The 25,307-nt window shown below is 74.3% G+C and carries 21 protein-coding genes and 1 riboswitch; all 21 genes read left to right on the forward strand.

The window, feature by feature from the left end; translation table 11 throughout:
* The first annotated feature begins 6 nt into the window (after positions 1-6).
* The 21 genes from carA to rpmI all read left to right on the forward strand — a co-directional run bounded on the left by carA (position 7) and on the right by rpmI (position 25,269).
* Entirely contained in the window at positions 7-1,200 is a 1,194-nt protein-coding gene (gene carA / locus FRANEAN1_RS08350) for a glutamine-hydrolyzing carbamoyl-phosphate synthase small subunit (RefSeq protein ID WP_020459319.1), read from the forward strand.
* Positions 1,200-4,610 (forward strand): carbamoyl-phosphate synthase large subunit, encoded by a 3,411-nt coding sequence (carB, locus tag FRANEAN1_RS08355; protein ID WP_020459320.1) that lies wholly within the window; start codon positions 1,200-1,202, stop codon positions 4,608-4,610. The genes carA and carB overlap by 1 nt, the downstream gene beginning before the upstream one ends.
* Positions 4,607-5,446: an orotidine-5'-phosphate decarboxylase gene (gene pyrF, locus FRANEAN1_RS08360; protein WP_020459321.1), complete on the forward strand. Its 840-nt coding sequence runs from the start codon at positions 4,607-4,609 to the stop codon at positions 5,444-5,446. Before carB ends, pyrF begins: the two co-directional genes overlap by 4 nt.
* Positions 5,447-5,692: 246 nt before the next feature.
* Positions 5,693-6,013, forward strand: a complete 321-nt coding sequence (mihF, locus tag FRANEAN1_RS08365; RefSeq protein WP_020459322.1) for an integration host factor, actinobacterial type — start codon at positions 5,693-5,695, stop codon at positions 6,011-6,013.
* Positions 6,014-6,483: 470 nt separating this feature from the next.
* A complete protein-coding gene (gene gmk, locus FRANEAN1_RS08370) occupies positions 6,484-7,062 on the forward strand; it encodes a guanylate kinase (RefSeq protein ID WP_020459323.1) in 579 nt (192 codons plus the stop codon).
* 183 nt (positions 7,063-7,245) lie between these two features.
* Positions 7,246-7,530, forward strand: coding sequence for a DNA-directed RNA polymerase subunit omega (gene rpoZ, locus FRANEAN1_RS08375; RefSeq protein WP_020459324.1), 285 nt, complete (start codon positions 7,246-7,248; stop codon positions 7,528-7,530).
* Between the two features lie 82 nt (positions 7,531-7,612).
* Positions 7,613-8,887 carry a bifunctional phosphopantothenoylcysteine decarboxylase/phosphopantothenate--cysteine ligase CoaBC gene (gene coaBC, locus FRANEAN1_RS08380; protein ID WP_020459325.1) on the forward strand — a complete coding sequence of 425 codons (1,275 nt, stop codon included), beginning with the start codon at positions 7,613-7,615 and terminating at the stop codon, positions 8,885-8,887.
* A 52-nt stretch (positions 8,888-8,939) separates the two neighbouring features.
* Positions 8,940-10,136, forward strand: coding sequence for a methionine adenosyltransferase (metK, locus tag FRANEAN1_RS08385; RefSeq protein WP_020459326.1), 1,197 nt, complete (start codon positions 8,940-8,942; stop codon positions 10,134-10,136).
* 186 nt (positions 10,137-10,322) lie between these two features.
* Complete coding sequence (locus FRANEAN1_RS08390) at positions 10,323-12,923, forward strand: primosomal protein N' (protein WP_041253868.1); 2,601 nt, start codon at positions 10,323-10,325, stop codon at positions 12,921-12,923.
* A 139-nt stretch (positions 12,924-13,062) separates the two neighbouring features.
* On the forward strand, positions 13,063-13,614 hold the full coding sequence (gene def / locus FRANEAN1_RS08395; RefSeq protein WP_020459328.1) for a peptide deformylase: 552 nt from the start codon (positions 13,063-13,065) through the stop codon (positions 13,612-13,614).
* 183 nt (positions 13,615-13,797) lie between these two features.
* On the forward strand, positions 13,798-14,733 hold the full coding sequence (fmt, locus tag FRANEAN1_RS08400) for a methionyl-tRNA formyltransferase (protein ID WP_020459329.1): 936 nt from the start codon (positions 13,798-13,800) through the stop codon (positions 14,731-14,733).
* Positions 14,730-16,217, forward strand: coding sequence for a transcription antitermination factor NusB (locus tag FRANEAN1_RS08405; protein WP_020459330.1), 1,488 nt, complete (start codon positions 14,730-14,732; stop codon positions 16,215-16,217). Before fmt ends, FRANEAN1_RS08405 begins: the two co-directional genes overlap by 4 nt.
* Before the next feature lie 26 nt (positions 16,218-16,243).
* A complete protein-coding gene (gene rpe / locus FRANEAN1_RS08410) occupies positions 16,244-17,035 on the forward strand; it encodes a ribulose-phosphate 3-epimerase (protein ID WP_049795603.1) in 792 nt (263 codons plus the stop codon).
* Entirely contained in the window at positions 17,032-17,520 is a 489-nt protein-coding gene (locus FRANEAN1_RS08415) for a dCMP deaminase (protein ID WP_020459332.1), read from the forward strand. Before rpe ends, FRANEAN1_RS08415 begins: the two co-directional genes overlap by 4 nt.
* 111 nt (positions 17,521-17,631) lie before the next feature.
* A riboswitch (FMN riboswitch) is annotated at positions 17,632-17,762 on the forward strand.
* Between the two features lie 125 nt (positions 17,763-17,887).
* Entirely contained in the window at positions 17,888-18,571 is a 684-nt protein-coding gene (locus FRANEAN1_RS08420; protein WP_020459333.1) for a riboflavin synthase, read from the forward strand.
* Positions 18,571-20,007: a bifunctional 3,4-dihydroxy-2-butanone-4-phosphate synthase/GTP cyclohydrolase II gene (locus FRANEAN1_RS08425; protein ID WP_347177036.1), complete on the forward strand. Its 1,437-nt coding sequence runs from the start codon at positions 18,571-18,573 to the stop codon at positions 20,005-20,007. The genes FRANEAN1_RS08420 and FRANEAN1_RS08425 overlap by 1 nt, the downstream gene beginning before the upstream one ends.
* Positions 20,004-20,486 (forward strand): 6,7-dimethyl-8-ribityllumazine synthase, encoded by a 483-nt coding sequence (gene ribH / locus FRANEAN1_RS08430; protein WP_020459335.1) that lies wholly within the window; start codon positions 20,004-20,006, stop codon positions 20,484-20,486. Before FRANEAN1_RS08425 ends, ribH begins: the two co-directional genes overlap by 4 nt.
* A gap of 408 nt (positions 20,487-20,894) precedes the next feature.
* Positions 20,895-22,547: a hypothetical protein gene (locus tag FRANEAN1_RS08435; RefSeq protein WP_020459336.1), complete on the forward strand. Its 1,653-nt coding sequence runs from the start codon at positions 20,895-20,897 to the stop codon at positions 22,545-22,547.
* Between the two features lie 141 nt (positions 22,548-22,688).
* Positions 22,689-23,864, forward strand: coding sequence for an SseB family protein (locus FRANEAN1_RS08440; protein ID WP_020459337.1), 1,176 nt, complete (start codon positions 22,689-22,691; stop codon positions 23,862-23,864).
* A gap of 558 nt (positions 23,865-24,422) precedes the next feature.
* Positions 24,423-24,974: a translation initiation factor IF-3 gene (infC, locus tag FRANEAN1_RS08445; protein WP_083788185.1), complete on the forward strand. Its 552-nt coding sequence runs from the start codon at positions 24,423-24,425 to the stop codon at positions 24,972-24,974.
* Positions 24,975-25,074: 100 nt separating this feature from the next.
* Complete coding sequence (gene rpmI / locus FRANEAN1_RS08450; RefSeq protein ID WP_020459339.1) at positions 25,075-25,269, forward strand: 50S ribosomal protein L35; 195 nt, start codon at positions 25,075-25,077, stop codon at positions 25,267-25,269.
* Positions 25,270-25,307: the final 38 nt, after the last annotated feature.

Genomic DNA, 25,307 nt, shown 5'->3' on the forward strand with positions numbered 1-25,307 from the left:
GAGCCGGTGACCGGCTTGGACAGGCAGCCGGCTCCGCCGGAGCGGGAACAGGCCCGGCGCGGGCCGGGAGCGCCCCGCCGCGCGGTGCTCATGCTCGAGGACGGCCGGAGCTTCGCCGGGGACGCGTTCGGCTCGGTCGGCGAGGCGTTCGGCGAGGCGGTCTTCTCCACCGGGATGACCGGCTACCAGGAGACCCTCACCGACCCGTCGTTCCACCGTCAGGTCGTGATCATGACGGCGCCGCACATCGGCAACACCGGGGTGAACGACACCGACTACGAGTCCGACCGCATCCAGGTGGCCGGCTTCGTTGTGCGGGACCCGAGCCGGCTGGCGTCGAACTGGCGCGCCCAACGCACCCTGGACGACGAGCTCGAGAACGCCGGCGTGGTCGGGATCAGCGGGGTCGACACCCGCGCGCTGACCCGTCACCTGCGCGAGCGCGGCGCGATGCGGTGCGGGGTCAGCAGCACCGACACCGATCTCGACTCGCTGCTCGACCGGGTGCGCGAGTCGCCGGAGATGGTCGGCGCGGACCTCGCCCCGGAGGTCAGCACGGACAAGCCCTACGTCGTCGAGGCGCGGTCGGGCCTGCCGCTCTTCACCGTCGCCGCGCTGGACCTGGGCATCAAGCGGAACACCCCGCTCTCCATGGCAGCGCTGGGCTGCGAGGTGCACGTGCTGCCGGCCCGCAGCACGGCCGCCGAGCTGCTGGCCCTCTCGCCCGACGGGGTCTTCCTCTCGAACGGCCCGGGTGACCCGGCCCGCGCGGACTACGCGGTCGAGACGCTCACCGGGGTGCTGGAGGCGGGTGTCCCCGTCTTCGGGATCTGTTTCGGCAACCAGGTGCTCGCACGGGCCCTGGGCTTCGAGACGTACAAGCTGACCTACGGCCACCGCGGCGTGAACCAGCCCGTGGCCGACACCCGGACCGGCCGGATCGCGGTCACCAGCCACAACCACGGCTTCGCGGTGCGCGCGCCGCTGACCGGTACGACCGACACCCCCTACGGGCGGGTCGAGGTGAGCCACGTGGCGCTCAACGACGACGTGGTGGAGGGCCTGACCTGCCTGGACGTGCCGGCGTTCAGTGTCCAGTTCCATCCCGAGGCGGCGCCTGGCCCGCACGACGCCCAGGGACTGTTCGACCGGTTCTGCGGCCTGATGGCGGCCGGCCGGCGGAAGCGGGGAGAAGGCTGATGCCCAGGCGCGAGGACCTGCGCTCCGTGCTGGTGATCGGCTCCGGGCCGATCGTCATCGGCCAGGCGTGCGAGTTCGACTATTCCGGGACGCAGGCGTGCCGGGTGCTGCGGGCCGAGGGCCTGCGGGTGATCCTGGTCAACAGCAACCCGGCCACGATCATGACGGACCCGGAGATCGCCGACGCGACCTACGTCGAGCCGATCACGCCGGACATCGTCACGAAGATCATCGAGCGGGAGCGGCCGGACGCCATCCTGGCCACCATGGGCGGGCAGACGGCGCTGAACACGGCGGTCGCCCTGCACGACGCCGGGGTGCTCGAGCGCTTCGGCGTCCGGCTCATCGGCGCCAACATCGACGCGATCCGCTCCGGTGAGGACCGGCAGGCCTTCAAGGACATCGTCGCCTCCGTCGACGGCGAGACGGCCCGCAGCGCGATCTGCACGACCGTGGCGGAGTGCCTGGTCGCGGCCGAGGAGTTCTCCTACCCGGTCGTGGTGCGGCCGAGCTACACCCTCGGCGGTGCCGGCAGCGGGTTCGCCCACGACCCCGACGAGCTGCGCCGGATGTCCGCGGACGGGCTGGCGGCCAGCCCGACCACCGAGGTGCTCGTCGAGGAGTCGGTGCTCGGCTGGAAGGAGTTCGAGCTCGAGCTCATGCGGGACCGCGCCGACAACGTGGTCGTCGTGTGTTCGATCGAGAACATCGACCCGATGGGCGTGCACACCGGTGACTCGGTGACCGTCGCCCCGGCGATGACCCTGACCGACCGCGAGTACCAGCGCATGCGGGACATGTCGATCGCCGTCATGCGCGCCGTCGGGGTCGACGCGGGCGGCTGCAACATCCAGTTCGCGGTCGACCCGGCCACCGGACGTCTCGTCGTCATCGAGATGAACCCGCGGGTGTCTCGTTCGTCCGCGCTGGCCTCGAAGGCGACCGGCTTCCCGATCGCGAAGATCTCGGCCAAGCTGGCGCTGGGCTACACCCTCGACGAGATCCCCAACGACATCACCCGCACCACCCCGGCGGCCTTCGAGCCGACCCTCGACTACGTCGTGGTGAAGGTGCCGCGCTTCGCGTTCGAGAAGTTCCCGGGCGCCGACACGATGCTGACCACGACGATGAAGTCCGTCGGGGAGGCGATGGGGGTCGGGCGCAGCTTCGCCGAGGCCCTGCAGAAGGCGCTGCGCTCGATGGAGCAGTCGGGCCTGGCGTTCACCTTCGACCCGCCGGGCCGGTCCGCGGCGGAGCTGCTCGACGCGGCCCGCACCCCGCACGACGGGCGGCTGCACACCGTCCAGCAGGCGCTGCTGGCCGGCGCGACGCCCGCCGAGGTGACCGATGCCACCGGCATCGACCCCTGGTTCGTCGACCAGATCGTGTTCATCAACGAGATCGCCGCGTCGCTGGTCCGTAACCCGGACGGCATCCGCCGCGCCAAGCGCGCCGGGTTCTCCGACGCCCAGCTCGCGGGCCTGCTCGGCACCAAGGAGGACGTGGTCCGGTCGTTCCGGCACCGGGCGGGCATCCGTCCCGTCTACAAGACGGTCGACACCTGCGCCGCCGAGTTCGCCTCCGCGACGCCGTACCACTACTCGTCCTACGACTCCGAGACCGAGGTCGCGCCGAGCGAGAAGCCCCGGGTGATCGTGCTCGGCAGCGGGCCGAACCGGATCGGGCAGGGCATCGAGTTCGACTACGCCTGTTGCCACGCGGTGATGGCGCTCTCCGAGGCCGGCTACGAGACCGTGATGGTCAACTGCAACCCGGAGACGGTCTCCACCGACTACGACACCGCGGACCGCCTCTACGTCGAGCCGTTGACCGTCGAGGACGTCCTGGAGGTCGTGCACGCCGAGTCGCAGGCGGGGCCGCTGGCCGGGGTGATCGTGTCGCTGGGCGGCCAGACCCCGCTGGGCATCGCCGCCGCGCTCGCCGACGCCGGCGTCCCGCTCGTCGGCACGCCACCGAAGGCGATCCACCTCGCCGAGGACCGCGGCCAGTTCGGGCAGGTGCTCGCCGCCGCCGGCCTGCCCTCGCCGCCGCACGGGGTGGCCACCTCCTACGCCGAGGCGCGCACGGTCGCGGACCGGATCGGCTACCCGGTGCTGGTGCGGCCGTCCTATGTGCTCGGGGGGCGTGGCATGGAGATCGTCTACGACGATCCGATGCTGCGGGACTACATCGAGCGCGCCACGCAGATCTCGCCGGAGCACCCGGTGCTGGTGGACCGCTTCCTCGACGACGCGGTCGAGATCGACGTGGACGCGCTCTACGACGGCTCCGAGCTCTACCTCGCGGGCGTGATGGAGCACATCGAGGAGGCCGGGGTGCACTCCGGCGACTCCGCCTGCGCGCTGCCGCCGATCACGCTCGGGCGCTCGGAGCTCGACCGGATCCGCGAGTCCACCCGGCTGATCGCCGAGGGGGTGGGCGTGCGCGGGCTGCTCAACGTGCAGTACGCGCTGCAGTCCGACGTGCTCTATGTGCTGGAGGCCAACCCGCGCGCGTCGCGCACGGTGCCGTTCGTCTCCAAGGCGACGGCCGTGCCGCTGGCCAAGGCCGCGGCCCGGGTGATGCTCGGCGCAACCGTGCCCGAGCTGCGGGCCGAGGGCCTGCTGCCGGAGTACGGCGACGGCGCCACCCTGCCGCTGGACTCGCACATCTCGGTCAAGGAGGCCGTGCTGCCCTTCGGTCGGTTCCGGGACGCGGGCGGGCGCGGGGTGGACACGGTGCTCGGCCCGGAGATGCGCTCCACCGGCGAGGTGATGGGCATCGACGACGGTTTCGGTACCGCGTACGCCAAGTCGCAGGCCGCGGCCTACGCGTCGCTGCCGACCTACGGACGGGTGTTCGTCTCCGTCGCCAACCGCGACAAGCGTGCGATGATCTTCCCGATCAAGCGGCTGGCGGACCTCGGCTTCGTCGTCTACGCGACCGAGGGCACCGCCGATGTGCTGCGCCGCAACGGGGTCAAGGCCGTGGTTCTCGGCAAGCATCGGGCTCCCAGCGAGAACCTCATCGACTGCGTCGAAATGATCATGTCTGGCCAGATCGACCTGGTCATCAACACGCCGTGGGGTGTCGGGCCACGGCTGGACGGATACGAGATCCGCACCGCCTGTGTCAGCGCCGGGGTGCCCTGCATCACCACCATTCAGGGCGCCGCCGCGTGCGTGCAGGGTATCGAGTCGCTCGTAAGGGGCGAACTGGGGGTGCGGCCGCTGCAGGAGTACCACGCGGCCCTGCGGTCGACCTGGGGGACGACCCCCGAGGGACTGCCGGGTGCGACCTCCGGCTCGGGCTCCCGGGCGCCGGGGGCGCGGCCGGGACCCGCGCCGGGCGCCGGGTCGGGATCCGGCTCGGCCGGCGGGGCGCCCGCCTCGACCGTGGCGGACCGGTGACCTCATCGGGCGCCCCCCGCCGGTGGACGCCACCGGCGGGCCGCGCCCCGATCGCGGTCGCGCTCGACGCTCCGGACGCCGCCACCGCGCTGGGCTGGGCCCGCGAGGTGGCGCCGCACGTCGCCGTGCTGAAGATCGGTCTGGAGCTCTTCTACCGGGCCGGGCCGACGATCGTGACTGCGCTGCGTGACGAAGGGCTGCTCGCTCCGGCTCGGCCGGCGGAGCCTGCGGCGCCTGCTCGGGTGGTGAGTTCCGTCACGGGGGGTGATGTGACGGACGGCTGGGGTGAGTCGCACGGCTCCGCGGCGCCCGAGCTCTTCCTCGACCTGAAGCTCCACGACATACCGGCGACCGTGGCCGGCGGGATGCGCTCGCTGGCCACGCTGGCACCTCGCTTCGTGACCGTGCATGCGGCCGGCGGCGCGGCCATGGTGCGCGCCGCGGTCGACGCCGGGCCCGATGTTCATGTAACCGCGGTCACGGTGCTGACGTCGCTGGACGCCGCCACGCTCGCCGCCGTCGGGCTGTCCGGACCGCCCTCGGACGCCGTCCGCAGGCTCGCGGTGCTCGCTGTGGAGGCCGGTGCGCGGGCGCTCGTCTGCAGCCCGAAAGAGGTCTCCATGGTCCGCGCGGAGCTTGGTGAAACTGTGACTCTGGTCACGCCTGGAGTGCGTCCAGAGGGGTCTGAGCGGGCTGACCAGGCCCGGGTCGCCACCCCGGAACGGGCACTCGCTGACGGTTCGGACCTCCTCGTGATCGGCCGTCCGATCACCTCCGCGGCCGATCGGGCCGTGGCCGCCGCCACTATCGCCACCAGGGTTACTCCACTCCGGTAGGCCCTTGACCTGCGCAAACGCCACTACGGGTGGATCTGGGCCGCTCTGGGTGCCCGAGTACCGGTACGGTGGGGCCGCTACGGACCGAATGCGTCCGGCGCGTGCGACGCAGGTCATTCATCCGGGCAAAGGCTGTGTCTTGTGGGGACAATGCGGGGTACCCCCGTGATGCAGCTCCGGCTGGACCGAGGAGCCTCTTCCTCGCTAGTTTGCGCGGCGCGATCACCGAATTGAGGAGGCGTACCCGTGACCCTGCCGCCCCTGACGCCCGAGCAGAGGGCCGCCGCCCTCGAGAAAGCCGCGCTGGCCCGTAAGCAGCGCGCCGAACTCAAGGAGCGGTTGAAGAAGGGGGAGATCAGTCTTGCCGCCGTTCTCGAGCTGGCGGACAGCGATGAGGTCGTCGGCAAGATGAAGGTTTCCGCGGTCTTGGAGTCGCTTCCCGGAGTGGGCCGTGTTCGGGCCCAGAAGATCCGGGAGCGTCTCGGTATCAGCCCGACCCGCCGTTTGCGCGGGCTCGGGGCCAAGCAGCGTGCCGCGCTCCTCGAGGAGTTCGGCACGGGCGCCTGAGTGTGGCGTGATGCATAGGCGTTCCGATTGCCGGGTCGTTGGTAACGGCCCGTAACGGGCGCCGCCGGAAGGTGTTGAGGCCGCGAGGCGTCGACACGTTCCGGTGCCGTCGGCGTTCATTGCGTCGCGGATTCGCGTCACTCGATCAATCGCCGGCGGGCCGTGAGGAGTTCTCGCCGAATGTCCTGGGACTAAAGTCCCAGGGGTTCGGTGATGGCGATCCCGATCCGTTTGGCGTGCACCGGCCGGGGCCACCCGTGTGGTCACCCGACCGGGTTCCCATTGACGGCCGCATACCATCGGGGTGAACGGGGGAACCCGTCCTTTGATGGCATCTTGATGACGATGGTCCGTTGGCTGACGGTAGGGGACGGCGGGCGCCGGGGGGCGCCGGGCCGGCCGTCGCCGGCGTGGCCCGCCCGCCCCGCCTGAACCTGCGTGACCCCGTGGAGGGGCTCTAAGGTGTCGGGATGGGACTGACCGTGTTGTCGGGGCCGTCCGGAGTGGGGAAGGGCACGGTCGTCGCCGCCGTCCGCCGGCTGCACCCCGAGGTGTGGGTGTCGGTGAGCGTGACGACGCGAGCGCCGCGGCCGGGCGAGACGGACGGCGTCGAGTACCACTTCGCCGACGCGGAGGAGTTCGCCCACATGGTCAAGGTGGGGGAGTTCGTCGAGCACGCGATGTTCGCGGGGCACGCCTACGGCACTCCTCGGGGACCGCTCGAGGAGCGGCTGGCACAGGGCGTTCCCTGCCTGCTGGAGATCGAGCTGCAGGGCGCCCGGCAGGTCCGGTCGGCAATGCCGGGCGCCCGGTTCGTCTTCCTGGCCCCGCCCACCTGGGACGAGCTCGTCCGTCGCCTGACCGGTCGGGGCACGGAGGCGCCTGATGTGATCCGCCGGCGCCTCGACCGGGCCCGCATCGAGCTGGCGGCCGAGACGGAGTTCGACGAGGTCGTCGTGAACGACGAGGTCACGGCCGCCGCCGCGAAGCTGGTGGGGCTGATGACCGGTCGCCCGCGGGACGCGCACCGCGCTGCGGACGTCCCGTGACCGGCGGCTCGGCGCTCCACCTCCCGGGGACGCGTGATCTTCGGGGCACCCACGGCCCGGCGGCGAACGGCTCGGTGACGGGCTGTACCGGTTGCGGCTGTACTGTTGTCCGGGACAGGGCTCGGCCCAGGCCGCCCACGGCGCGCCTGGAGCCGCCCGACCGCCCCACCCCGGAAGGACACCGTGTCCGGTACTGTCGCCCAGCCCGAGGGCATCACGAACCCGCCGATCGACGAGCTGCTCGAGGCCACCGACTCGAAGTACAGCCTCGTCATCTACGCGGCGAAGCGGGCCCGCCAGATCAACGCCTACTACTCCCAGCTCGGCGAGGGCCTGCTGGAGTACGTCGGCCCGCTGGTGGAGACGACCAGCGCCCAGGAGAAGCCGCTGTCGATCGCGCTCCGCGAGATCAACTCCGGTCTGCTCACGCACGAGACGATCACAGACCCGCTGCCGCCGATCTCCTGACCCACGCGGCCTCCGCGGCTCGCGTCCGTCTCGCCGGTCCTGCCCGCCTCGGTTGTTCCGCGTGACAGGCGGCGGGGCGGGGATGCGCGGCGGTGGTTCGGCCGGGGCGGCGCGGCGGCCGCGGGTCGTGCTCGGCGTGTCCGGCGGCATCGCCTCGTACAAGGCCGTCGAGGTGCTGCGCCAGCTGACCGAGTCCGGCCACGACGTCCGCGTCGTGCCGACGGCCGCGGCGCTGCGTTTCGTCGGCGAGGTCACCTGGGCGGCGCTGTCCGGCCAGCCGGTGGTGACCGACCTGTTCACCGACGCCGAGGACGTGGCGCACGTCCGGGTCGGGCGCGAGGCCGACCTGGTGCTGATCGTGCCCGCCACCGCGGACCTGATGGCGCGGGCCGCGGCGGGCCGGGCGGACGACCTGCTCACCGGCACGTTGCTCACAGCCACCTGCCCGGTGCTGTTCGCCCCAGCCATGCACACCGAGATGTGGCAGCACCCAGCGACCCGCGCCAACGTCGCCCTGCTTCGCGAGCGGGGCGCCCTCGTGCTGGAACCGGCCGTCGGCCGGCTGACCGGCGCCGACTCCGGGCCGGGCCGGCTGCCGGAACCCATCGAGATCGCCTCGGTCGCCCGGGCGGTTCTCGCCCGCGGGCGTGACGGCATGCGGCCCGACCTCGCCGGCCGCCACGTGCTCGTCAGCGCCGGTGGCACCCGCGAGTACCTCGATCCGGTGCGGTTTCTCGGTAACGCCTCCAGCGGCCGGCAGGGATACGCGCTGGCCCGCGCGGCGGTGGCCCGCGGCGCGGCGGTCACCGTCGTGGCCGCCAACGTCGCCCTGCCCGACGTGGCCGGCGCGACCACGGTGCCGGTGGGCTCGGCCGAACAGCTGCGGGCGGCCGTGCACGACGCGGCCCCCCGCGCCGACGTCGTGGTCATGGCAGCGGCGGTGGCCGATTTCCGGCCCGCCACCGAGCACAAGTACAAGATCAAGAAAGAGTCCGCGGCGCCGGACGCGATCGAGCTGATCCGCAACCCGGACGTCCTGGCCGAGCTTGTCGCGAACCGCCGTCCCGGGCAGGTGTTGGTCGGGTTCGCGGCGGAGACGGGCGGACCCGACGCCGGGGTCCTCGACCTCGCCCGGGCGAAGCTCGCCCGCAAGCCGGTGGACCTGCTGGTGGTGAACCGGGTCGGGTCCGGCCTGGGGTTTGAGGTGGAGCAGAACAGCGCCGTCCTCCTTGACCGTGCGGGCGGGGCCGCGGAGATCGCCCTGACCAGTAAGGATCTTCTTGCCCACCAGGTGCTCGACCGGATCGTCGACGCGCTGCACGACCGGAAGCCGGCCGGTGCGCGTACCCCTGAGTGAACCTCGGTAAACTCCGTCGGTATCAGTCCTGATCTCCCCAGGGGGTAGTCCAGTGGCGACGCGCCTTTTCACGTCCGAGTCCGTCACGGAAGGACACCCGGACAAGATCGCTGACCAGGTCAGCGACTCCATTCTCGATGCCATGCTCAAGGACGACCCGAAGAGCCGGGTCGCCGTCGAGACCATGATCACCACCGGTCAGGTGCACGTGGCCGGCGAGGTGACCACCAAGACCTACGTCGACATCGCCTCGGTGGTCCGCGAGCGGATCCTGGAGATCGGTTACGACTCCTCCAAGAAGGGCTTCGACGGCGCCTCCTGCGGCGTGAGCGTCTCGATCGGCTCGCAGTCGCCCGACATCGCCCAGGGTGTCGACACCGCCCACGAGGCGCGCGTCGAGGGCTCCACCGAGGACGACCTCGACCGTCAGGGCGCCGGCGACCAGGGCCTGATGTTCGGGTTCGCCTGCGACGAGACCCCCGAGCTCATGCCGCTGCCGATCGCCCTGGCACACCGGCTCGCCCGGCGGCTGTCCGCCGTCCGCAAGGACGGCCAGGTCGGCTACCTGCGCCCCGACGGCAAGACGCAGGTCACCATCGAGTACGAGGACGGCAAGCCGGTCCGCCTGGACACCGTTGTGGTCTCCTCGCAGCACGCGGCCGACATCGACCTCGACACCCTGCTCGCGCCCGACGTCGCCGAGTACGTCGTGGAGCCGGAGCTCGCCCTCCTCGAGATCAGCACCGAGGGGCGCCGCCTGCTGGTGAACCCGACCGGTCGCTTCGAGATCGGTGGCCCGATGGGCGACGCCGGCCTCACCGGGCGCAAGATCATCGTGGACACCTACGGCGGGTACGCCCGGCACGGCGGCGGCGCCTTCTCGGGTAAGGACCCGTCCAAGGTCGACCGCTCGGCTGCCTACGCCATGCGCTGGGTCGCCAAGAACGTCGTGGCCGCGGGCCTGGCCAGCCGCTGTGAGGTCCAGGTCGCCTACGCGATCGGCAAGGCCCACCCGGTCGGCCTGTTCGTCGAGACCTTCGGCACGGGCAAGGTGCCGGACGCGCAGATCCAGGACGCCGTCACGCAGGTCTTCGACCTCCGCCCGGCCGCGATCGTGCGGGACCTCGACCTGCTGCGCCCGATCTACGCGCAGACGGCCGCCTACGGGCACTTCGGCCGCCCGGAGCTGGACTTCACCTGGGAGGCGACCTCCCGCGCCGACGCCCTAACAGCCGCCGTCAAGGGCTGACGCCACCTGATCCGCCCGCAGGGGCGGAGCCGACCCCCATCGGGGACGGCTCCGCCCCTGCGCATTTTTGGACGGTTTGTTTGCGGTGATCTGCTTTCCGACGGTCCGTGGCCGTTCGGTGATCCGGTTCGCCGGGCGGGCGCAGTGGGGGCCGATCCTGTCCGCCGCGACTGGTACGAATGCGGCATGGACGACGAGAGCGCGGTGATTCCGGGCCTCGCCGGCGCCGTGGTGGCCGCGGGCTCCCGGTCCACCGGGGGGCCGACGCCCGCGGCCGGTGTGCCCTCCGCAGCACCGGCCGGGCGCCCGGCGCGGCCCGCCGCCGGCGCGGCGAAGTCTGGCGCCGCCCCGGCGAAGCGAGGTGCCGTCGCCGCGAAGCCGGGCGGCTCCGAGAAGCCCGGCGCGGTGGTTCCGGCTGACGAGCTGCCGGTGGCCCGGGTCGTGGTCGACACCCCGCTCGTCCACCTTGACCGCCCGTTCGACTACCTCGTGCCGGCCGCCATGGCCGCCGCCGCGGTTCCCGGCTCACGGGTGCGCGTCCGCTTCGGTGGGCGCCTGGTGGACGGGTTCGTCCTCGAGAGGTCCGAGCGGTCCGATCACACCGGGCGTCTCACGCCGCTGGCCAGGTCGGTGTCGGCGGAGCCGGTGCTCTCCGAGCCGGTCGCCCGCCTCGCCCGCGCCGTCGCCGACAGATACGCCGGGACGATGGCCGACGTGCTGCGCCTGGCCGTCCCGCCGCGCCATGCCCGCGCCGAGGCTGAGCCGGTTGTCACCGGTCCCGGCGTCGGCGTGGCGCCGGCGGCTACCGCGAGCGGTGGCGCGGCCGAGCTGGGCGGCGGCCGGTCCGGTGATCCTGGCCGCGCGGGGTGGTCGATCTATCCCGACGGCCCCGACTTCCTGGCGGCGCTGTCGAGCGGGCGCTCGCCGCGGGCGGTCTGGTGGGCGCCGCCGGGGCCCTCCTGGCCGGCGATGATCGCCGTGGCGGTCGCGGCCACGGTGGCCTCCGGGCGCGGCGCGCTCGTCGTCGTTCCCGACCACCGGGACGCTGACCGGGTCGCCGCGGCGCTGACACCTCCCGAGACCGAGGCCGAGGCCGAGACCAAGGCCAAGGCCGGGCCGGCGGCGGGTGGCGTCCCGGCCGTGCTGCGGGCCGATCTCGGCCCGGCGGAGCGGTACCGGCGCTTCCTGGCGGTCCGCCGCGGGCAGACGCGGGTGGTCGTGGGGACCCGTGCCGCGGTGTTCGCGCCCGTGGCCGACCTCGGCCTGCTCGTCGTCTGGGACGACGGGGACGACCTGCACTCCGAACCTCGGGCGCCCTACCCGCACACGCGCGACGTGGCGGTCCTGCGGGCCCGGGAGGAGGGCTGCGCGGTGCTGGTCGGCGGGTTCTCGCCGTCGGTGGACGCCGAGGCCCTGGCCCGGGTGGGCTGGGCCGGCCGGCTGGCGGCCGGCCGGGACGCCGTGCGGCGGCTCGCGCCCCGGGTGGAGGCGGTCGGCTCCGACTTCGAGGCGTCCATCGACCCGGCCGCGCGGGCGGCCCGGCTGCCCTCGCTCGCCGTGCGTGCCGCGCGCGCCGCGCTGGCCGGTGGCGCGCCGGTGCTGGTCCAGGTGCCGCGGCGGGGATATCACCCGTCCATCGCCTGCGCGGACTGCCGCCGCCCGGCCCGGTGCCGGAGCTGCTCCGGCCCGCTCGGCCGGTCCGCCGCCGGGGCCGCGCTGGCCTGCCGCTGGTGCGGGCGCCCGGTGCCGCGGCCCGCCGGCCATCCGCCGGCGCCTGGGCAGGAGCCCGTCCGGGGGCGAGCCGGGGCTTTCGGCGCTGCTGTGGGCTCCGGTCGTTCCGCGGTGTCCGGGGGCGGCGTGGGTGGGTGGCGGTGCACGGGTTGCGGCGGAACGCGCCTGCGCGCGTCGGTGACCGGTGACCGCCGCACCGCCGAGGAACTGGGGCGGGCGTTTCCCGGCATCCCGGTGCGGACATCCGGGCGCGACACGGTGCTGGCCACGGTGCCGGCCGAGCCGGCGCTCGTGATCGCGACACCGGGCGCGGAGCCGGTCGCCGAGGCAGGCTACGGGGCGGTGCTGCTCCTCGACGGCTGGGCGCTGCTCGGGCGTCCCGATCTGCGGGCCGGCGAGGAGACGCTGCGCCGGTGGATGGCCGCGTCCGCGCTGGCCCGGCCGGCCCCGGCCGGTGGGCTGGTGGTCGTGGCGGCGGATCTCGGGCTCGGGCCCGTGCAGGCGCTGGTGCGCTGGGATCCCGGGCTGTTCGTCGCCCGGGAGTCGGACGAGCGCGCCGAGCTCGGCTTCCCCCCGGTGAGCCGGGTGGCGGCGGTGGATGGCACCCCCGCGGCGCTCGACGACCTGCTGGCGGCCGCCACGCTGCCGGCCGGCGCGGAGGTCCTGGGCCCGGTGCCGGTCCCGAGACGGGAGCCGGTCCCGAGACGGGAGCCGGTCCCGAGGCAGGAACCGGGCCGCGGGGCCGGCGGGGAGCCGGCTCCCGGGCCGGGCCACGCACCGGGCCGTGGGTCGGGCCGCGCGCAGGGGCGTGAGCAGAGCAGGGGGCTGGGTCGGGTGCGGGCGGGGTCCGGAGATCCGAACGAGCCGGGGCGCCGGGGGCCGCCTGAGCAGGTGAAGCCACCGGAGCCGGCGGAGGAGCCCGAGCGTCTGATCATCCGGGTGCGCCGGGAGCAGGGCGCGGACCTCGCCGCCGCGCTGCGGGCCGCCCGCGGGGTGCTCGACGCCCGCCGTGCGGGTCGGGTGCGCGTCCAGCTCGACCCGCTGACGATCGGCTGACGGCCGTTGGCCGCCGGCCGGCGGACCGGGGCGGGGCCGCCGGTCCAATCCGGCGCCGGTTCCCGCGCGACCCGTAGCATGAAAGCGTCCGATCTCGCCGGACCGAGGTCGGTCAGGTGACGACATTCTGGGAGTGACCGTGTCCGTCCGTGATATCCGCCTTCTCGGGGATCCGGTGCTGCGTACGGTCGCCGACCCGGTGGCGACCTTCGACCGGGAGCTGCGCCGCCTCGTCGACGATCTCGCTGACACCATGCGCGACGCCGGCGGCGTCGGCCTCGCCGCGCCGCAGTTGGGGGTGTCGCTGCGTATCTTCACGTACCTCGATGACTCGGACGAGGTCGGGCACCTGATCAACCCGGTCCTGGGGCCCTTCAGCGAGGAGATGATGGACGGCGAGGAGGGCTGCCTGTCGTTGCCGGGGCTGGCATTCGACCTGCGCCGTCCGGAACGCGTCCTCGCCGTCGGCCAGAACTCCCACGGTGACCCGGTCACGGTCGAGGGCAGTGGCATCCTGTCCCGATGCCTGCAACACGAGACCGATCACCTCGACGGGATCCTGTTCATCGACCGTCTCGACAAGGAGACGAAGCGGGCGGCCATGAAGGCGATCCGCGAGGCGGAGTGGTCGAACGAGCCGAAGCCCGCGGTCAAGGTATCGCCGCACCCATTGTTCGGCCGCGGGCGCTGAGTCGCCAGGGAAAGATCATCGCGTCGGCCGTCCTCGCCACGATGGCCACCGGAACGGTGATCGGCACGGCGGTAGGGTCGACGATCGGGTCCGCCGCCGGGTCGATGATCGTGATGATAGCCGGGACGATCGGATCCGCGGCCGGGGATCCGGCCCGGGATCGGCGCTGAGGGAGCTGTGGTCATGCGTCTTGTCTTCGCCGGCACGCCGGCGGTCGCGCTGCCCAGCCTGCGCGCGCTGCTCGACAGTCCCCGCCACCAGGTGGTCGCGGTGGTGACCCGTCCCGACCGGCCCGCCGGCCGGGGCCGGCACCAGCGGTCCTCGCCGGTGCGGGAGCTGGCGGACGAGCGTGGTCTTGAGGTGCTAGCCCCGGCCCGCGCCAGCGACCCCGACTTCCTCGCCCGGCTCGGTGAGATCGCCCCCGACTGCTGCCCGGTGGTCGCCTACGGCGCGCTGCTGCCCCGGCCGGCCCTGGACATCCCGAAGCACGGCTGGGTCAACCTGCACTTCTCGCTGCTGCCGGCCTACCGGGGCGCGGCGCCCGTGCAGCGTGCCGTCCTCGCCGGGGAGGACATGACCGGCGCCAGCGTGTTCGAGATCGAGCCCGCCCTGGACTCCGGCCCGGTCTACGGGGTCCTCACCGAGCGGATCCGTCCCACGGACACGTCCGGAGATCTCCTCGACCGCCTCGCCGTCGCCGGCGCGCGGCTGCTGGAGGCCGTCATGGACGGCATCGAGGACGGCACTCTGCAGGCCCGCCCGCAGCCGTCCGACGGTGTCTCGCTGGCCCCGAAGCTCACCGTCGAGGACGTCCGCGTCGACTGGTCGGCCCCGGCCGCCGCGGTTGACCGGCTGGTGCGGGCCGCCACCCCGGCGCCGGGCGCCTGGACGACCTTCCGTGACCGGCGCGTCAAGCTCGGTCCCGTGCGGCCGGCGCCCGCGGGCCACCCGCCGCTGCCCTCCGGGCGGCTCGCGGCGCCCGAGCGCGGGCTCGTACTGGTGGGGACGGCGACCACGCCGGTGGTCCTTGACGAGGTCCGTCCCGAGGGAAAGGCGCCGATGCCGGCGGCCGACTGGATCCGCGGCCTGCGGCCCGGCACGGACGAGGCGTTCGCGTGAGCGTCTCCGCGCCCCGCCGGGGCGGCACGACAGACCCGGCGCGCCTGCTCGCCTGGGAGGTGCTGCGCGCTGTCGACGAGCGCGGCGCCTACGCCAACCTGCTGCTGCCCGCGCTGCTGTCCGGGCGCCGGCTCTCCCCGCGCGACCGCGGCTTCGCCACCGAGCTGACCTACGGATCGCTGCGGGCCCAGGGCACCCTGGACGGGGTCCTCGACACGGTGACCAGCCGGCCCGTCGCCAGCGTCGACCCGCCGGTGCGCGACGCGCTGCGGCTGGGCGCCTACCAGCTCCTGTCGACCCGGGTGCCGCCCCGCGCGGCGGTCGCGTCCACGGTCGACCTGGTCCGCGCCACCTGCGGGGAACGCCCGGTGCGGTTCGCGAACGCGGTGCTGCGCCGGGTCGCCGCGCGGATCGAGGCGGCGGCCGGTGACATCGCGGTCCTGCTCTCGGCCCCGGACATCGCCGAGGACCCGGCCGGCCACCTCGCGGTGGTCACCGCCCACCCGCGCTGGATCGTCGACGTCGTGCTCGACGCCCTGGGCGGGGACGTCGCCGGCGCGCACGCCGCGCTGGCCGCCAACGACACCCGCCCGGCGGTGCACCTGGTCGCCAGGCCCGGCCGGATCGACGCCGAGGCGCTGGTGGCGCAGGCCGCCTCGGTCGGCCTGGGGGCACGGCGCGGCGCCGGCTCGCCCTACGCCGTCCACCTGGACGGGGGAGACCCGGGGTCGCTGCCGGCCGTCGCGGCCGGCGACGCGTCGGTGCAGGACGAGGGCAGCCAGCTGGTCACCCTGGCCCTTGCCTCGGTCCCCACCATCGGCCGGGACACCGGGCTGACCGTGGACCTGTGCGCCGGGCCGGGTGGCAAGGCCGCCCTGCTGGCCGCGCTGCAGGCGGTCGGTGAGCCGGCGGAAACTATGCGCGAGCCGGCGGCAGGGGGGCACCGCCCGCCGCCGGCGCGGCTGCTCGCGCTCGAACCGCGCGCGGCTCGCGCCGGCCTGGTCGCCGCCTCGCTCGCCGGGTTCCCGGCCGCTCTGGCGGTGCGCGCCGACGGGCGGTTCCCGCCGGTGCGCCCCGGCATGGCGGACCGGGTGCTGGTGGACGTCCCGTGCTCCGGCCTCGGCGCGCTTCGGCGCCGGCCCGAGGCCCGGTGGCGGCGCACGCCCGCGGACGTCGCCGCGCTGGTGCCGCTGCAGCGCCAGCTCCTCGTCGCCGCGCTGGATCTGGTGCGTCCGGGCGGGGCGGTGGCCTATGTCACCTGCTCGCCGCACCCGGAGGAGACGTCCGAGGTGGTCACCGCGATCGCCCAGCAGCGGGGGGACGTCGCCATCCTCGACGCGCGGCGCTGCCCGCCGTTCGCCGGCCCGCTGTTCGGTGACGGTGCGCCGGGCGGCCTCGGGGACGGTCCGTTCGTCCAACTCTGGCCGCACCTGCACGGCACCGACGCGATGTTCCTGGCGCTGCTGCGCCGGGCGGACCGCTGACCGGCGAGGCTGGATACGCTCGCCGCGTGGCAACCGCGCAGATATATCCCAGCATGCTGGCCGCCGACTTCGGCCGGATCGCGGACGCGGCGCGCGCCGTGGCCGGGCACGCGGACTGGCTGCACGTCGATGTCATGGACTACCACTTCGTGCCCAACCTGGCGTTCTCCCCGGACACGGTGGACGCTCTGCGCCGGGTCACCGACACCCCGCTCGACTGCCACCTGATGATCGAGAACCCCGACCGCTGGGCGCCCGGCTTCGCCGAGCGGGGCGCGGCGAACGTGACGATCCACGCCGAGGCGGTCGGCGACATCGCGCGCACCACCGACGCGATCCGCGCGGCCGGTGCCCGCACCGGCCTGGCCGTCAAGCCGGCTACCCCCGTCGAGCACTACCTGGACGATCTGCATCGCTTCGACCTGCTGCTGCTGATGACCATCGAGCCGGGCTTCGGCGGCCAGAAGTTCATGGACGAGGTCCTGCCCAAGATCGCCGCGGCCCGTCGCCTGATCGACGAGCGCGGCCTGGACCTGTGGCTCCAGATCGACGGCGGGGTCAACCGGGAGACCATCGAGCGCTCCGCCGAGGCGGGGGTGGACGTCTTCGTCGCCGGCACGGCGGTCTTCGGCCTGGACGACCCGGCGGCGGCGGTCGAGTCCCTGCGCGCGCTCGCGCTGGCGGCCGCGCCGAGGCTCACCGCCCCGGCCGCCGCTTTTGTCTCGCCCCCTGCCCCGGCCCCCGCTCCGGCCCCGGCTCCCGTCGCTGATCGTGAGGCGGGTGGCGGGGCGGCCGCCGTCGGCGGGGTGCCGGCGTGAGCGAGGCACGCGCCGCGGCCGGCGGGCCGCCACTGCCCGGTACCCCGGAAGGCGACCGGCACTGGCTGGGCCGGGCCGTCGAGCTGGGCCGGCGCTGCCCGCCGTCGGTCACCGCGTTCGCCGTCGGCGCGCTCGTCGTCGCCGCGGACGGGACGCCGGTCGCCGAGGGCTACTCTCGGGCCGAGGAGCCGGCCGACCATGCCGAGGAGGTGGCGCTGCGCCGGCTGCCGCCGGGCGGCCTGCCCGCGGGCGCGACCGTGTACAGCTCGCTGGAGCCGTGCAGCGCCCGCGCGTCCCGGCCGCGTACCTGCACCGAGCTGCTGCTCGCCGCCGGGGTCCGCCGGGTCGTCTTCGCCTGGCGGGAGCCGGCCCTGTTCGTCGACTGCGACGGTGCCGAGCGGCTGGCCGCCGCCGGTGTCGAGGTGCTCGAGCTCGCCGAGCTCGCTGACGGTGTGCGGGCGGTGAACGACCACCTGCTGCGGTGACCGCCGGGGGCGTCCCGCGCGGTTTCCCGGTGGGGATGACGTGGATTACTGTCCGCGCCCCGAGCGTTCGCGGCGCCTGTATGTCAGACTTAACCGTGTACTAACAACAGCACGCGCGCTCCGGGGTCGGTGAAACTCCGAGCCGGCGGTGATAGTCCGCGACCCGTCCGCCCTTGTGGCGGCCGGTTGACCTGGTGGAATTCCGGGACCGACGGTGAAAGTCCGGATGGGAGGACGCGCGCGGGGCACCGCTGTGCCGGCCACGTGCGCGTGGCCGTCCCGGCGTGGGTCGGCGCGGGCGCGTCGGCCCTGACCCGCGTCGCCTTCTGATGTCCCGGACGTGCCGGGACCGGAGGTGCGGGGTCGGATGTTCACCGGCATCGTCGAAGAACTCGGCGTGGTGACCGCCATCGAGCCGCGGCATGACGCCGCGTCGCTGACCGTCGAGTGTCATGGCGTACTCGATGACGTGACGCACGGCGCTTCCGTCGCCGTGAACGGGGTCTGTCTCACGGTGACCTCGTTCGTCCACCCCCCGGACGGCGCCGCCGGCGGGGACGTATCTGGGCCGGCCGGTTCCTCCGGGACGGCGGCCGGCGGCTTCACGGCGGACGTGATGCTCGAGACGCTGCGCAGGTCCGCCCTCGGTGACCTCTCGGTCGGGGACCGGGTGAACCTTGAGCGCCCCGTCCGCCTCTCCGACCGGCTCGGCGGGCATCTGGTGCAGGGGCACGTCGACGGTGTCGGCGTCGTCCTCGAGCGGGTGCCGGCCGAGCACTGGGAGGTCGTCCGCGTCAGCCTGCCGCCGGGGCTGGACCGCTACCTCGTCGAGAAGGGCTCGGTGACCGTGGACGGGGTCAGCCTGACCGTCGTCGACGTCCGCGCCGCGGCCGGCGGTGAACCGGCCAGTTTCTCCGTCAGCCTCATCCCGACCACCCTCGCCGTGACGACGCTGGGCACCCGCGCCGTCGGTGACAAGGTCAACATCGAGGTGGACGTCGTGGCCAAGTATGTCGAGAAGCTCCACGCCGACCTGAACGGATCACACTGATGACCACGAACCCGGTGACCACGAACCCGGCCGGCGACTCCTCGGCCGCCTCCCACCCGACGGCGCCCGCCTCCCACCCGACGGCATCCGCCGAGGCGTCGGTGAGCTTCGCGACGATCGAGACCGCCATCGCCGAGATCGCCGCCGGCCGGCCGGTCGTCGTGGTCGACGACGCGGACCGCGAGAACGAGGGCGACCTGATCTTCGCGGCCGAGGCGGCAACGCCGGAGCTGCTCGCCTTCATGGTCCGGCACACGGCGGGGGTCGTCTGCGTACCGCTCGACCCCGCGGAGGTCGACCGGCTCGACCTCGACCAGATGGTCCCGCAGAACACCGACCGGATGGGCACCGCGTTCACGATCTCGGTGGACGCCCGCTCCGGCGTCACCACCGGGATCTCCGCCGCCGACCGTGCCCGGACCATCCGGCTGCTCGCCGACCCGGCCACCCAGCCCGGCGACCTGACCCGGCCCGGGCACATCTTCCCGCTGCGGGCGAAGGAGGGCGGCGTGCTGCGCCGGCCCGGCCACACCGAGGCCGCCGTCGACCTCGCCCGGCTGGCGGGCCTGCGCCCGGCCGGGGCGATCTGCGAGATCGTCAACGAGGACGGCTCCATGGCCCGGCTGCCGGAGCTGACCGCCTTCGCCCGGGAACACGGCCTGGCCCTGATCTCGATCGCGGACCTCATCGCCTACCGCCGCCGGACGGAGAAGCAGGTCGTGCGGGTCGCCGAGGCCCGCATCCCGACCCGCTACGGCTCCTTCCGGGCCGTCGGATACCGGGGCACCCTGGACGGCGTCGAGCACATCGCGCTGATCCGCGGCGAGGTCGGTGACGGGGAGAACGTCCTGGTCAGGGTGCACAGCGAATGCCTGACCGGGGACGTCTTCGGCTCCCAGCGCTGCGACTGCGGCAACCAGCTCGACGCGGCGCTGCGCGCGGTGGCGGCCGAGGGCCGGGGTGTGGTGCTCTACGTGCGCGGTCACGAGGGCCGCGGCATCGGCCTCATGCACAAGCTGCAGGCCTACCAGCTCCAGGACGCGGGGCACGACACCGTCGACGCGAACCTCGCCCTCGGGCTGCCGGCCGACGCCCGCGACTACGGCACCGGCGCCCAGATTCTGGTGGACCTGGGCGTGCGCGGGCTGCGGCTGCTGTCCAACAACCCGACGAAGCGCGCGGGCCTGGAGGGCTACGGGCTGCGCATCGTCGAGCAGGTGGGGCTGCCGGTGACCCACACCCCGGAGAACCTGCGCTACCTCACGACCAAGCGGGACCGGATGGGCCACGACCTGCCCGGCCTCCCCGGCCTGCCTGATCTGCCGAAGGTCGTCGGCGGGGACGAGACCGCCGGCGCGCACGAGGCCCACCGCTGGCCGGTGACGGCGGCCCCGGTCGCCGACCGCGCGGACCGGGCCTGCGAGGAGGCCCGATGAGCGGCGCCGGAGCACCCGCCGAGGAGCTGCCCGACGCCAGCGGGGTGCGCCTGGCGATCGTGGCCACCCGGTGGCATGTGGAGATCACCGACGCGCTGCTCGCCGGCGCGCTGCGCGCGGCGAAGGACTCGGGCGTCACGGCCACGCCAACCGTCGTGCGGGTCTCCGGGGCCGTCGAGCTGCCCGTGGTCGTCGCCGCTCTGGCGGCGCGCCATGACGCGGTGGTGGCGCTGGGGGCGGTGATCCGCGGCGGCACCCCGCACTTCGAGTACGTCTGCCGCTTCGTGACGGACGGCCTGGTGCGGATCACCCTCGACGCCGGGGTGCCGGTCGGCTTCGGCCTGCTGACCTGCGACACCGTCGAGCAGGCCAGGGACCGTGCCGGCCTGCCGGGCTCGACGGAGGACAAGGGCCGCGAGGCCACCCTCGCCGCGCTCGACACCGCCGTCATCCTGCGCGGCATCGGTGCCCTCACCTGACGGGCCGCCGCGGCGCGGCCGGCCGCGGGTAGCCGCCGGCCGTGCTCTCGCCGGGGCCCGGCCACCAGTGTGGGCCCCCGGTGGGCCGTCGGTCGCCGGGCCGTCGTCACCGGGGCGGTGACGGCCCGGCGTACTTGTGATGTCACACGTTCCGCGAGACTGTGGTTTCGAACCGTATCGGTGACCTCGCGCGGCAGGGTCTGGTGCGGCAGGGCCTGGTCAGGTGTGTCGCCGTCGGGGCGTACGGTTGCCGCACGGTGGTGGTTGCGGGAGCGGGTCTGAGGGGGATCGCCGCGTCCGTGTCACCTCATGGCGAGGTTCCGGTGCGACAGGTCGGAACCGGCGGTGGGCGGGGGGCTCACCACCGGTGCCGACCTTTCGGACGGTCGACACACATGAGGTGGGAACATGCAGGTGACGGGCCACGGGTCTGAACGTGACGCGGGCGGTGGACCGTCCTCGCGCGATTCGGGCTCCGAGGGGTCCGACTACCCGGGAGCGGGCCGCGACCCGTTCGGTGCCGAACCGGAGTCGGTGACGCCCGAGGCGGGCGGCGAGAGCGACTCCGGGGGCGACGCCCGCCCGGTCTCCCTGCTGGGCATGCGGATGTCGCAGGAGACCCAGCCCGGCCGGGCGACGGTCAGCCGCCGGCAGACCCGCAGCCGCCCGCGCCCGCCGCGGCCCGAGCCTGGGCGCGGCGCACCGCCGCCGACTCCGCCGGCCGTCCGGCGGACGCCCGCTTCGCCCGCTCCGGCCGGCCCGCCCGCGGTCCCTCCGCCCGCGGCCGCCCCACCTGACCGGCACCAGGCGCCCCCGCCCGACCGGCAGAAACCATCCGACCGGCAGGTGCCGCCGGGCGCGCCCGCTCCCGCGCCGTCATCCGGTCAGCAGGCCGTCCCGCCGCCTGCGCCGACGCCGGCCCAGCCGCCGCCGCTGGCGCCGTCCGCGGGCGGGTGGACGCCCGACGTCGGGACCGCCGCCACACCGCCCGGCGAGCGGCCCCCGGCCCAGTGGGAGCGCGCGGCGTCCTTCGGATCACTGCCCACCCTGCCGCCGTCGGTCCCGCTGCCGCCCGCTCCGCCGCCACCGCCATCCCCGGCACCACCACCACCGCCGCCGCCGCCGAATCCGGCCCCTCGAGCACCCGTGCCGTCGCGAGCGGTGGAACGGGTGGCTCCGGCACCCGCCGTGCCCCGGCCGGCCGCGCCGCTGTCGGCCGCGTCCGAGACGCCCCGGCCGTCGGCCGAAGTCGTTCCCGCTACGGACCGGCGTCCGGCGGTACGCGCCCTGCGGGTCCTGGTCGGTGGATTCGGTGGCGGCTGCGGCCGCACGACGGTGGCGGCCGGCCTGGGCATGGCGCTCGCCGCGCGCGCCCACTCCCGCATCGCCGCCGTCGACGCCTGCCCGGACCAGTACGGCATGCTGACCCAGCGGGTCGGCCTGCGGCCGCGCCGGGTCGGGCTGCGCGAGCTGGCGGGGGCCCGGCCCCCCGTCGCGTCGCTGACCGAGCTGCGGCGCTACCTGGCCGCCGACGGTCCGGGCGGGCTCGAGGTGCTGCCCGGCGTGCACGATCTCACCGCGCCCGGCCTGGCCGGCGACGAGCTGGCCGCGGCCCTGGACCTGCTTGCCCGGTGGTTCCCGGTGGTCATCGCGGACGGGCCGTCGGGATGGAGTCAGCCGGTGCCGGCGACCCTGCTCGCGCGCAGTGATCTCGTTGTGGTCACCACCCGGGCCGGCGAGGCCGAACTGGCCGCGACGGACGACGCGCTCACCGCGCTCGGCGGGGCCGGCCGCCGCGACCTCGCAGCCTCGGCGCTTGTGGCCGTGGTCGAGACCTACCCCGCCCGGCTGACCCGCGCCGCCCGGCAGCGCCTGGACGACCTGGCCGGCCGCGCCCGTCTCGTGGTGGTCGTCCCGTTCGACCCGGCGCTGACGGACAGCCGTCCGTTCGCCTGGCGGAGCCTGCGCAAGCGCACCCGGGCCGCGTTCGACGATCTCGCCACGGCCGTCGACCCGGCGTCCGTGGCGGGTCCGGGCGGCCGTCCGCCGGGCACCGGCTGAGCCGGCCGCGCGGGGTGAGGTCGGACCGGCCGAGCCGGCCCCGACCGCGCGGCCGTAGGCGCCGGACACCTGGCCGCTTACCCCTCCAAAGGCGACGGGTGTGGTCCCGGAGCGCCACTTTCACGCACTACAGTCGATGGGGTGTCCCCCGACCTGCTGACGCCACCCGGGCAGGGTGACCACGGCCGCGCCGACTCCGCGTTGCTGGCGGCCCTGCGCTCAGGCGACCGTGCCGCGCTCACCGCGGCGCTTCCTGGCGCCCGGGTGTTCGTCGGGGTCGAGGCCCGGGCTCTCGCCACCGACGCGCTGACCGGCGCGGACAAGAAGAGCGACATGGTCCTGGTCACCCTGCGTACGCCGTCCGGCTCCGGTGCGCTGCCGGTGTTCAGCGCGGTGGACGTGATGGCGGCCTGGCGCCCCTCGGTGCGCCCCGTTCCCGTGACGCTGCCCGACGCGTGCGCGGAGGCCGTCCGGATGGGCCTGGCCGCCGTCGTGATCGACCTCGGCGGCCCGGCCCCGGTCACCCTGGATGTCCGGCCCGCCGCCGGGGATGTCGGCGGCGGGGTCGGCCGGCGTGGCCCGCGGCCCTTCGGCGGCGGCGAGGGCATGTGGATCTCGTCGGGCGAGCCGGGGACGTCCGCCGCCATGCGGGGCGCGGCGGGCCCAGCGGCCGCTGGCGCCGACGGCCACGCGGACGAGCTGATCGTCGCGGCAGACTCCGGGGGTGGTCTGCTCCGCCCGCGCCCGGTGCCGCTCGGCGCGCGGGGCCGTCGGCGGATCCGCGCCGCGCTCGCCGGCCTGCCGCCGGAGACGGAGGTCTGGCCGGCGGAGCTGGCGGAGTCGATCGGGCAGCGCTGGCCGGCCCGCCCGGTCCTCGCCGTCGCGGTGAACGGCGCCGCCGGTACCGCCGCTGCCGCCGGTGCCGCCGCGGCTGGTGCCGGTGCCACCGCGGGTGCCGCGGGCGCCGCGGGCAGGGCCGGGAGCCGGGACGCCGTCGACCGCGGGCACCTCGAGAATCCAGGCGACACGGAGAATCCAGACGGCACCGGCGATTTCGGGGGTGCGGGGGATTTCGGGGACACCGGGGCGGCCGGGGGCGCGGCTCCCGGGGGTGACGACATGATCACCGAGATCGTGCGCCGGCTCCGCCTGCTGATCGAGGACGGGCCCGGCGGATCCGCGGCGGGCGGCGGGAGCGCGGAGGCCGCCGTGCTCGTCGTCGACCCCACCGAGGTGCCAGCGGTGCGCGCCCATCTCGGCCGCGGGGTGCGCCCCCCGCGGCGTTCGCTGTTCCGCCGTCGGGACGGCCGCGCCTGACCTGTGGCCGCGTGGCCGGCGCAGGTCGGTCGGGTTCGAGTGGACATCCCGCGGGCCCGGACCCGCTCCGCCGCGGTGCCCGGCCGGCCGCGGTGCCCGGCCGGCCGTGCCGCCGGGGTCGGGCCGTGCCGCCGGGGTCGGCGTTGATCGGTCCTGCCGGGCATCTCTGCTACGCTGGACCATAGACCGCCTGATGGCGGGTCCTGACGTCGTGCTCGGGCGCGACATGTCACTGAGGTGGCAAGGTCACTTAGTTGGCAAGGCCACTGACGTGGCAGGGTCACCAAGGTGGCAAGGTCACTGCGGTGGCAGGCGTCCCGGCGGCACGTCGCTCAGGCCCCGTGATCGGGTCAAAGCGGGGGTTCGCCCTCCACCCGTCGTCGCCGCGGAACAGTCAGCCGGCTGGTCGTTAATTCGACCGGCTCGCACGCGGTGGCCGGGTCGCCGGTCGGCCGAGCCGTTCCCACGGCGTTGTCGGCCGGGAGCCCGGGATGTCCCGGGCTTGGTGCTCCGCTGCGGTGAGGTCGTGCCCGCGCGTCGAGCCACGGAGGAAAGCACATCAGCACAGAGTCACGTATCAATGACCGGATCCGCGTTCCGGAGGTTCGCCTCGTAGGTGCGGAGGGCGAGCAGATCGGCATCGTCTCCATCGGGGAAGCCATGCGCCTGGCGCAGGAGTCCGACCTCGACCTCGTCGAGGTGGCACCCACTGCCCGTCCGCCGGTCTGCAAGCTGATGGACTATGGAAAGTTCAAGTACGAGTCCGACCAGAAGCGTCGCGAGGCTCGTAAGAACCAGGTCCAGACGGTTATCAAGGAGATGAAGCTCCGACCGAAGATCGATCCGCACGACTACGAGACCAAGAAGGGTCACGTAGTGCGGTTCCTCAAGGCCGGCGACAAGGTCAAGATCACCATCATGTTCCGAGGTCGGGAGCAGTCCCGTCCCGAGCTCGGCATCCGGCTGCTGCAGCGGCTGTCGACCGACGTGGCCGACCTTGGCTACGTCGAGGCCCAGCCCAAGCAGGACGGCCGGAACATGACGATGGTCATGGCCCCGCACAAGGGCGCCAAGCCCCAGCGGACCCCGGAGTCCGCCAGCCAGGTGTAGGTCACGACCGGGCGAAGTCGCAACGACGTGCACACAGCACGGGTACTCCGAACAGGCGCGCCAGCGGCGCGTGCCCGCAACCCACCCACAGGGACCGATCATGCCCAAGATGAAGACCCACACCGGTACCGGGAAGCGGTTCCGCGTCACCGGCACCGGGAAGATCATGCGTCGGCGCGCCAACCGCGCCCACCTGCTCGAGCACAAGACGAGCCGCCGCACCCGCCGGCTGTACGACGAGGTCCCGCTGAGCTCCGCGGACAACCGGCGCATCAAGCGCCTGCTGGCTCGCTGACAGTTCCGCCTCCGCCGACGCTCCCTGGCGGGGTCCGG

It is taken from the genome of Parafrankia sp. EAN1pec (assembly GCF_000018005.1).
GTDB lineage: Bacteria > Actinomycetota > Actinomycetes > Frankiales > Frankiaceae > Parafrankia > Parafrankia soli.

Bases quoted from the DNA above. Each gene is read 5' to 3' on its own strand.
- carB (WP_020459320.1), top strand. From the start codon at position 1,200: ATGCCCAGGCGCGAGGACCTGCGCTCCGTGCTGGTGATCGGCTCCGGG.
- gmk (WP_020459323.1), top strand. From the start codon at position 6,484: ATGGGACTGACCGTGTTGTCGGGGCCGTCCGGAGTGGGGAAGGGCACG.
- coaBC (WP_020459325.1), top strand. From the start codon at position 7,613: ATGCGCGGCGGTGGTTCGGCCGGGGCGGCGCGGCGGCCGCGGGTCGTG.
- FRANEAN1_RS08390 (WP_041253868.1), top strand. From the start codon at position 10,323: ATGGACGACGAGAGCGCGGTGATTCCGGGCCTCGCCGGCGCCGTGGTG.
- fmt (WP_020459329.1), top strand. From the start codon at position 13,798: ATGCGTCTTGTCTTCGCCGGCACGCCGGCGGTCGCGCTGCCCAGCCTG.
- FRANEAN1_RS08420 (WP_020459333.1), top strand. From the start codon at position 17,888: ATGTTCACCGGCATCGTCGAAGAACTCGGCGTGGTGACCGCCATCGAG.
- FRANEAN1_RS08425 (WP_347177036.1), top strand. From the start codon at position 18,571: ATGACCACGAACCCGGTGACCACGAACCCGGCCGGCGACTCCTCGGCC.
- ribH (WP_020459335.1), top strand. From the start codon at position 20,004: ATGAGCGGCGCCGGAGCACCCGCCGAGGAGCTGCCCGACGCCAGCGGG.
- FRANEAN1_RS08435 (WP_020459336.1), top strand. From the start codon at position 20,895: ATGCAGGTGACGGGCCACGGGTCTGAACGTGACGCGGGCGGTGGACCG.
- rpmI (WP_020459339.1), top strand. From the start codon at position 25,075: ATGCCCAAGATGAAGACCCACACCGGTACCGGGAAGCGGTTCCGCGTC.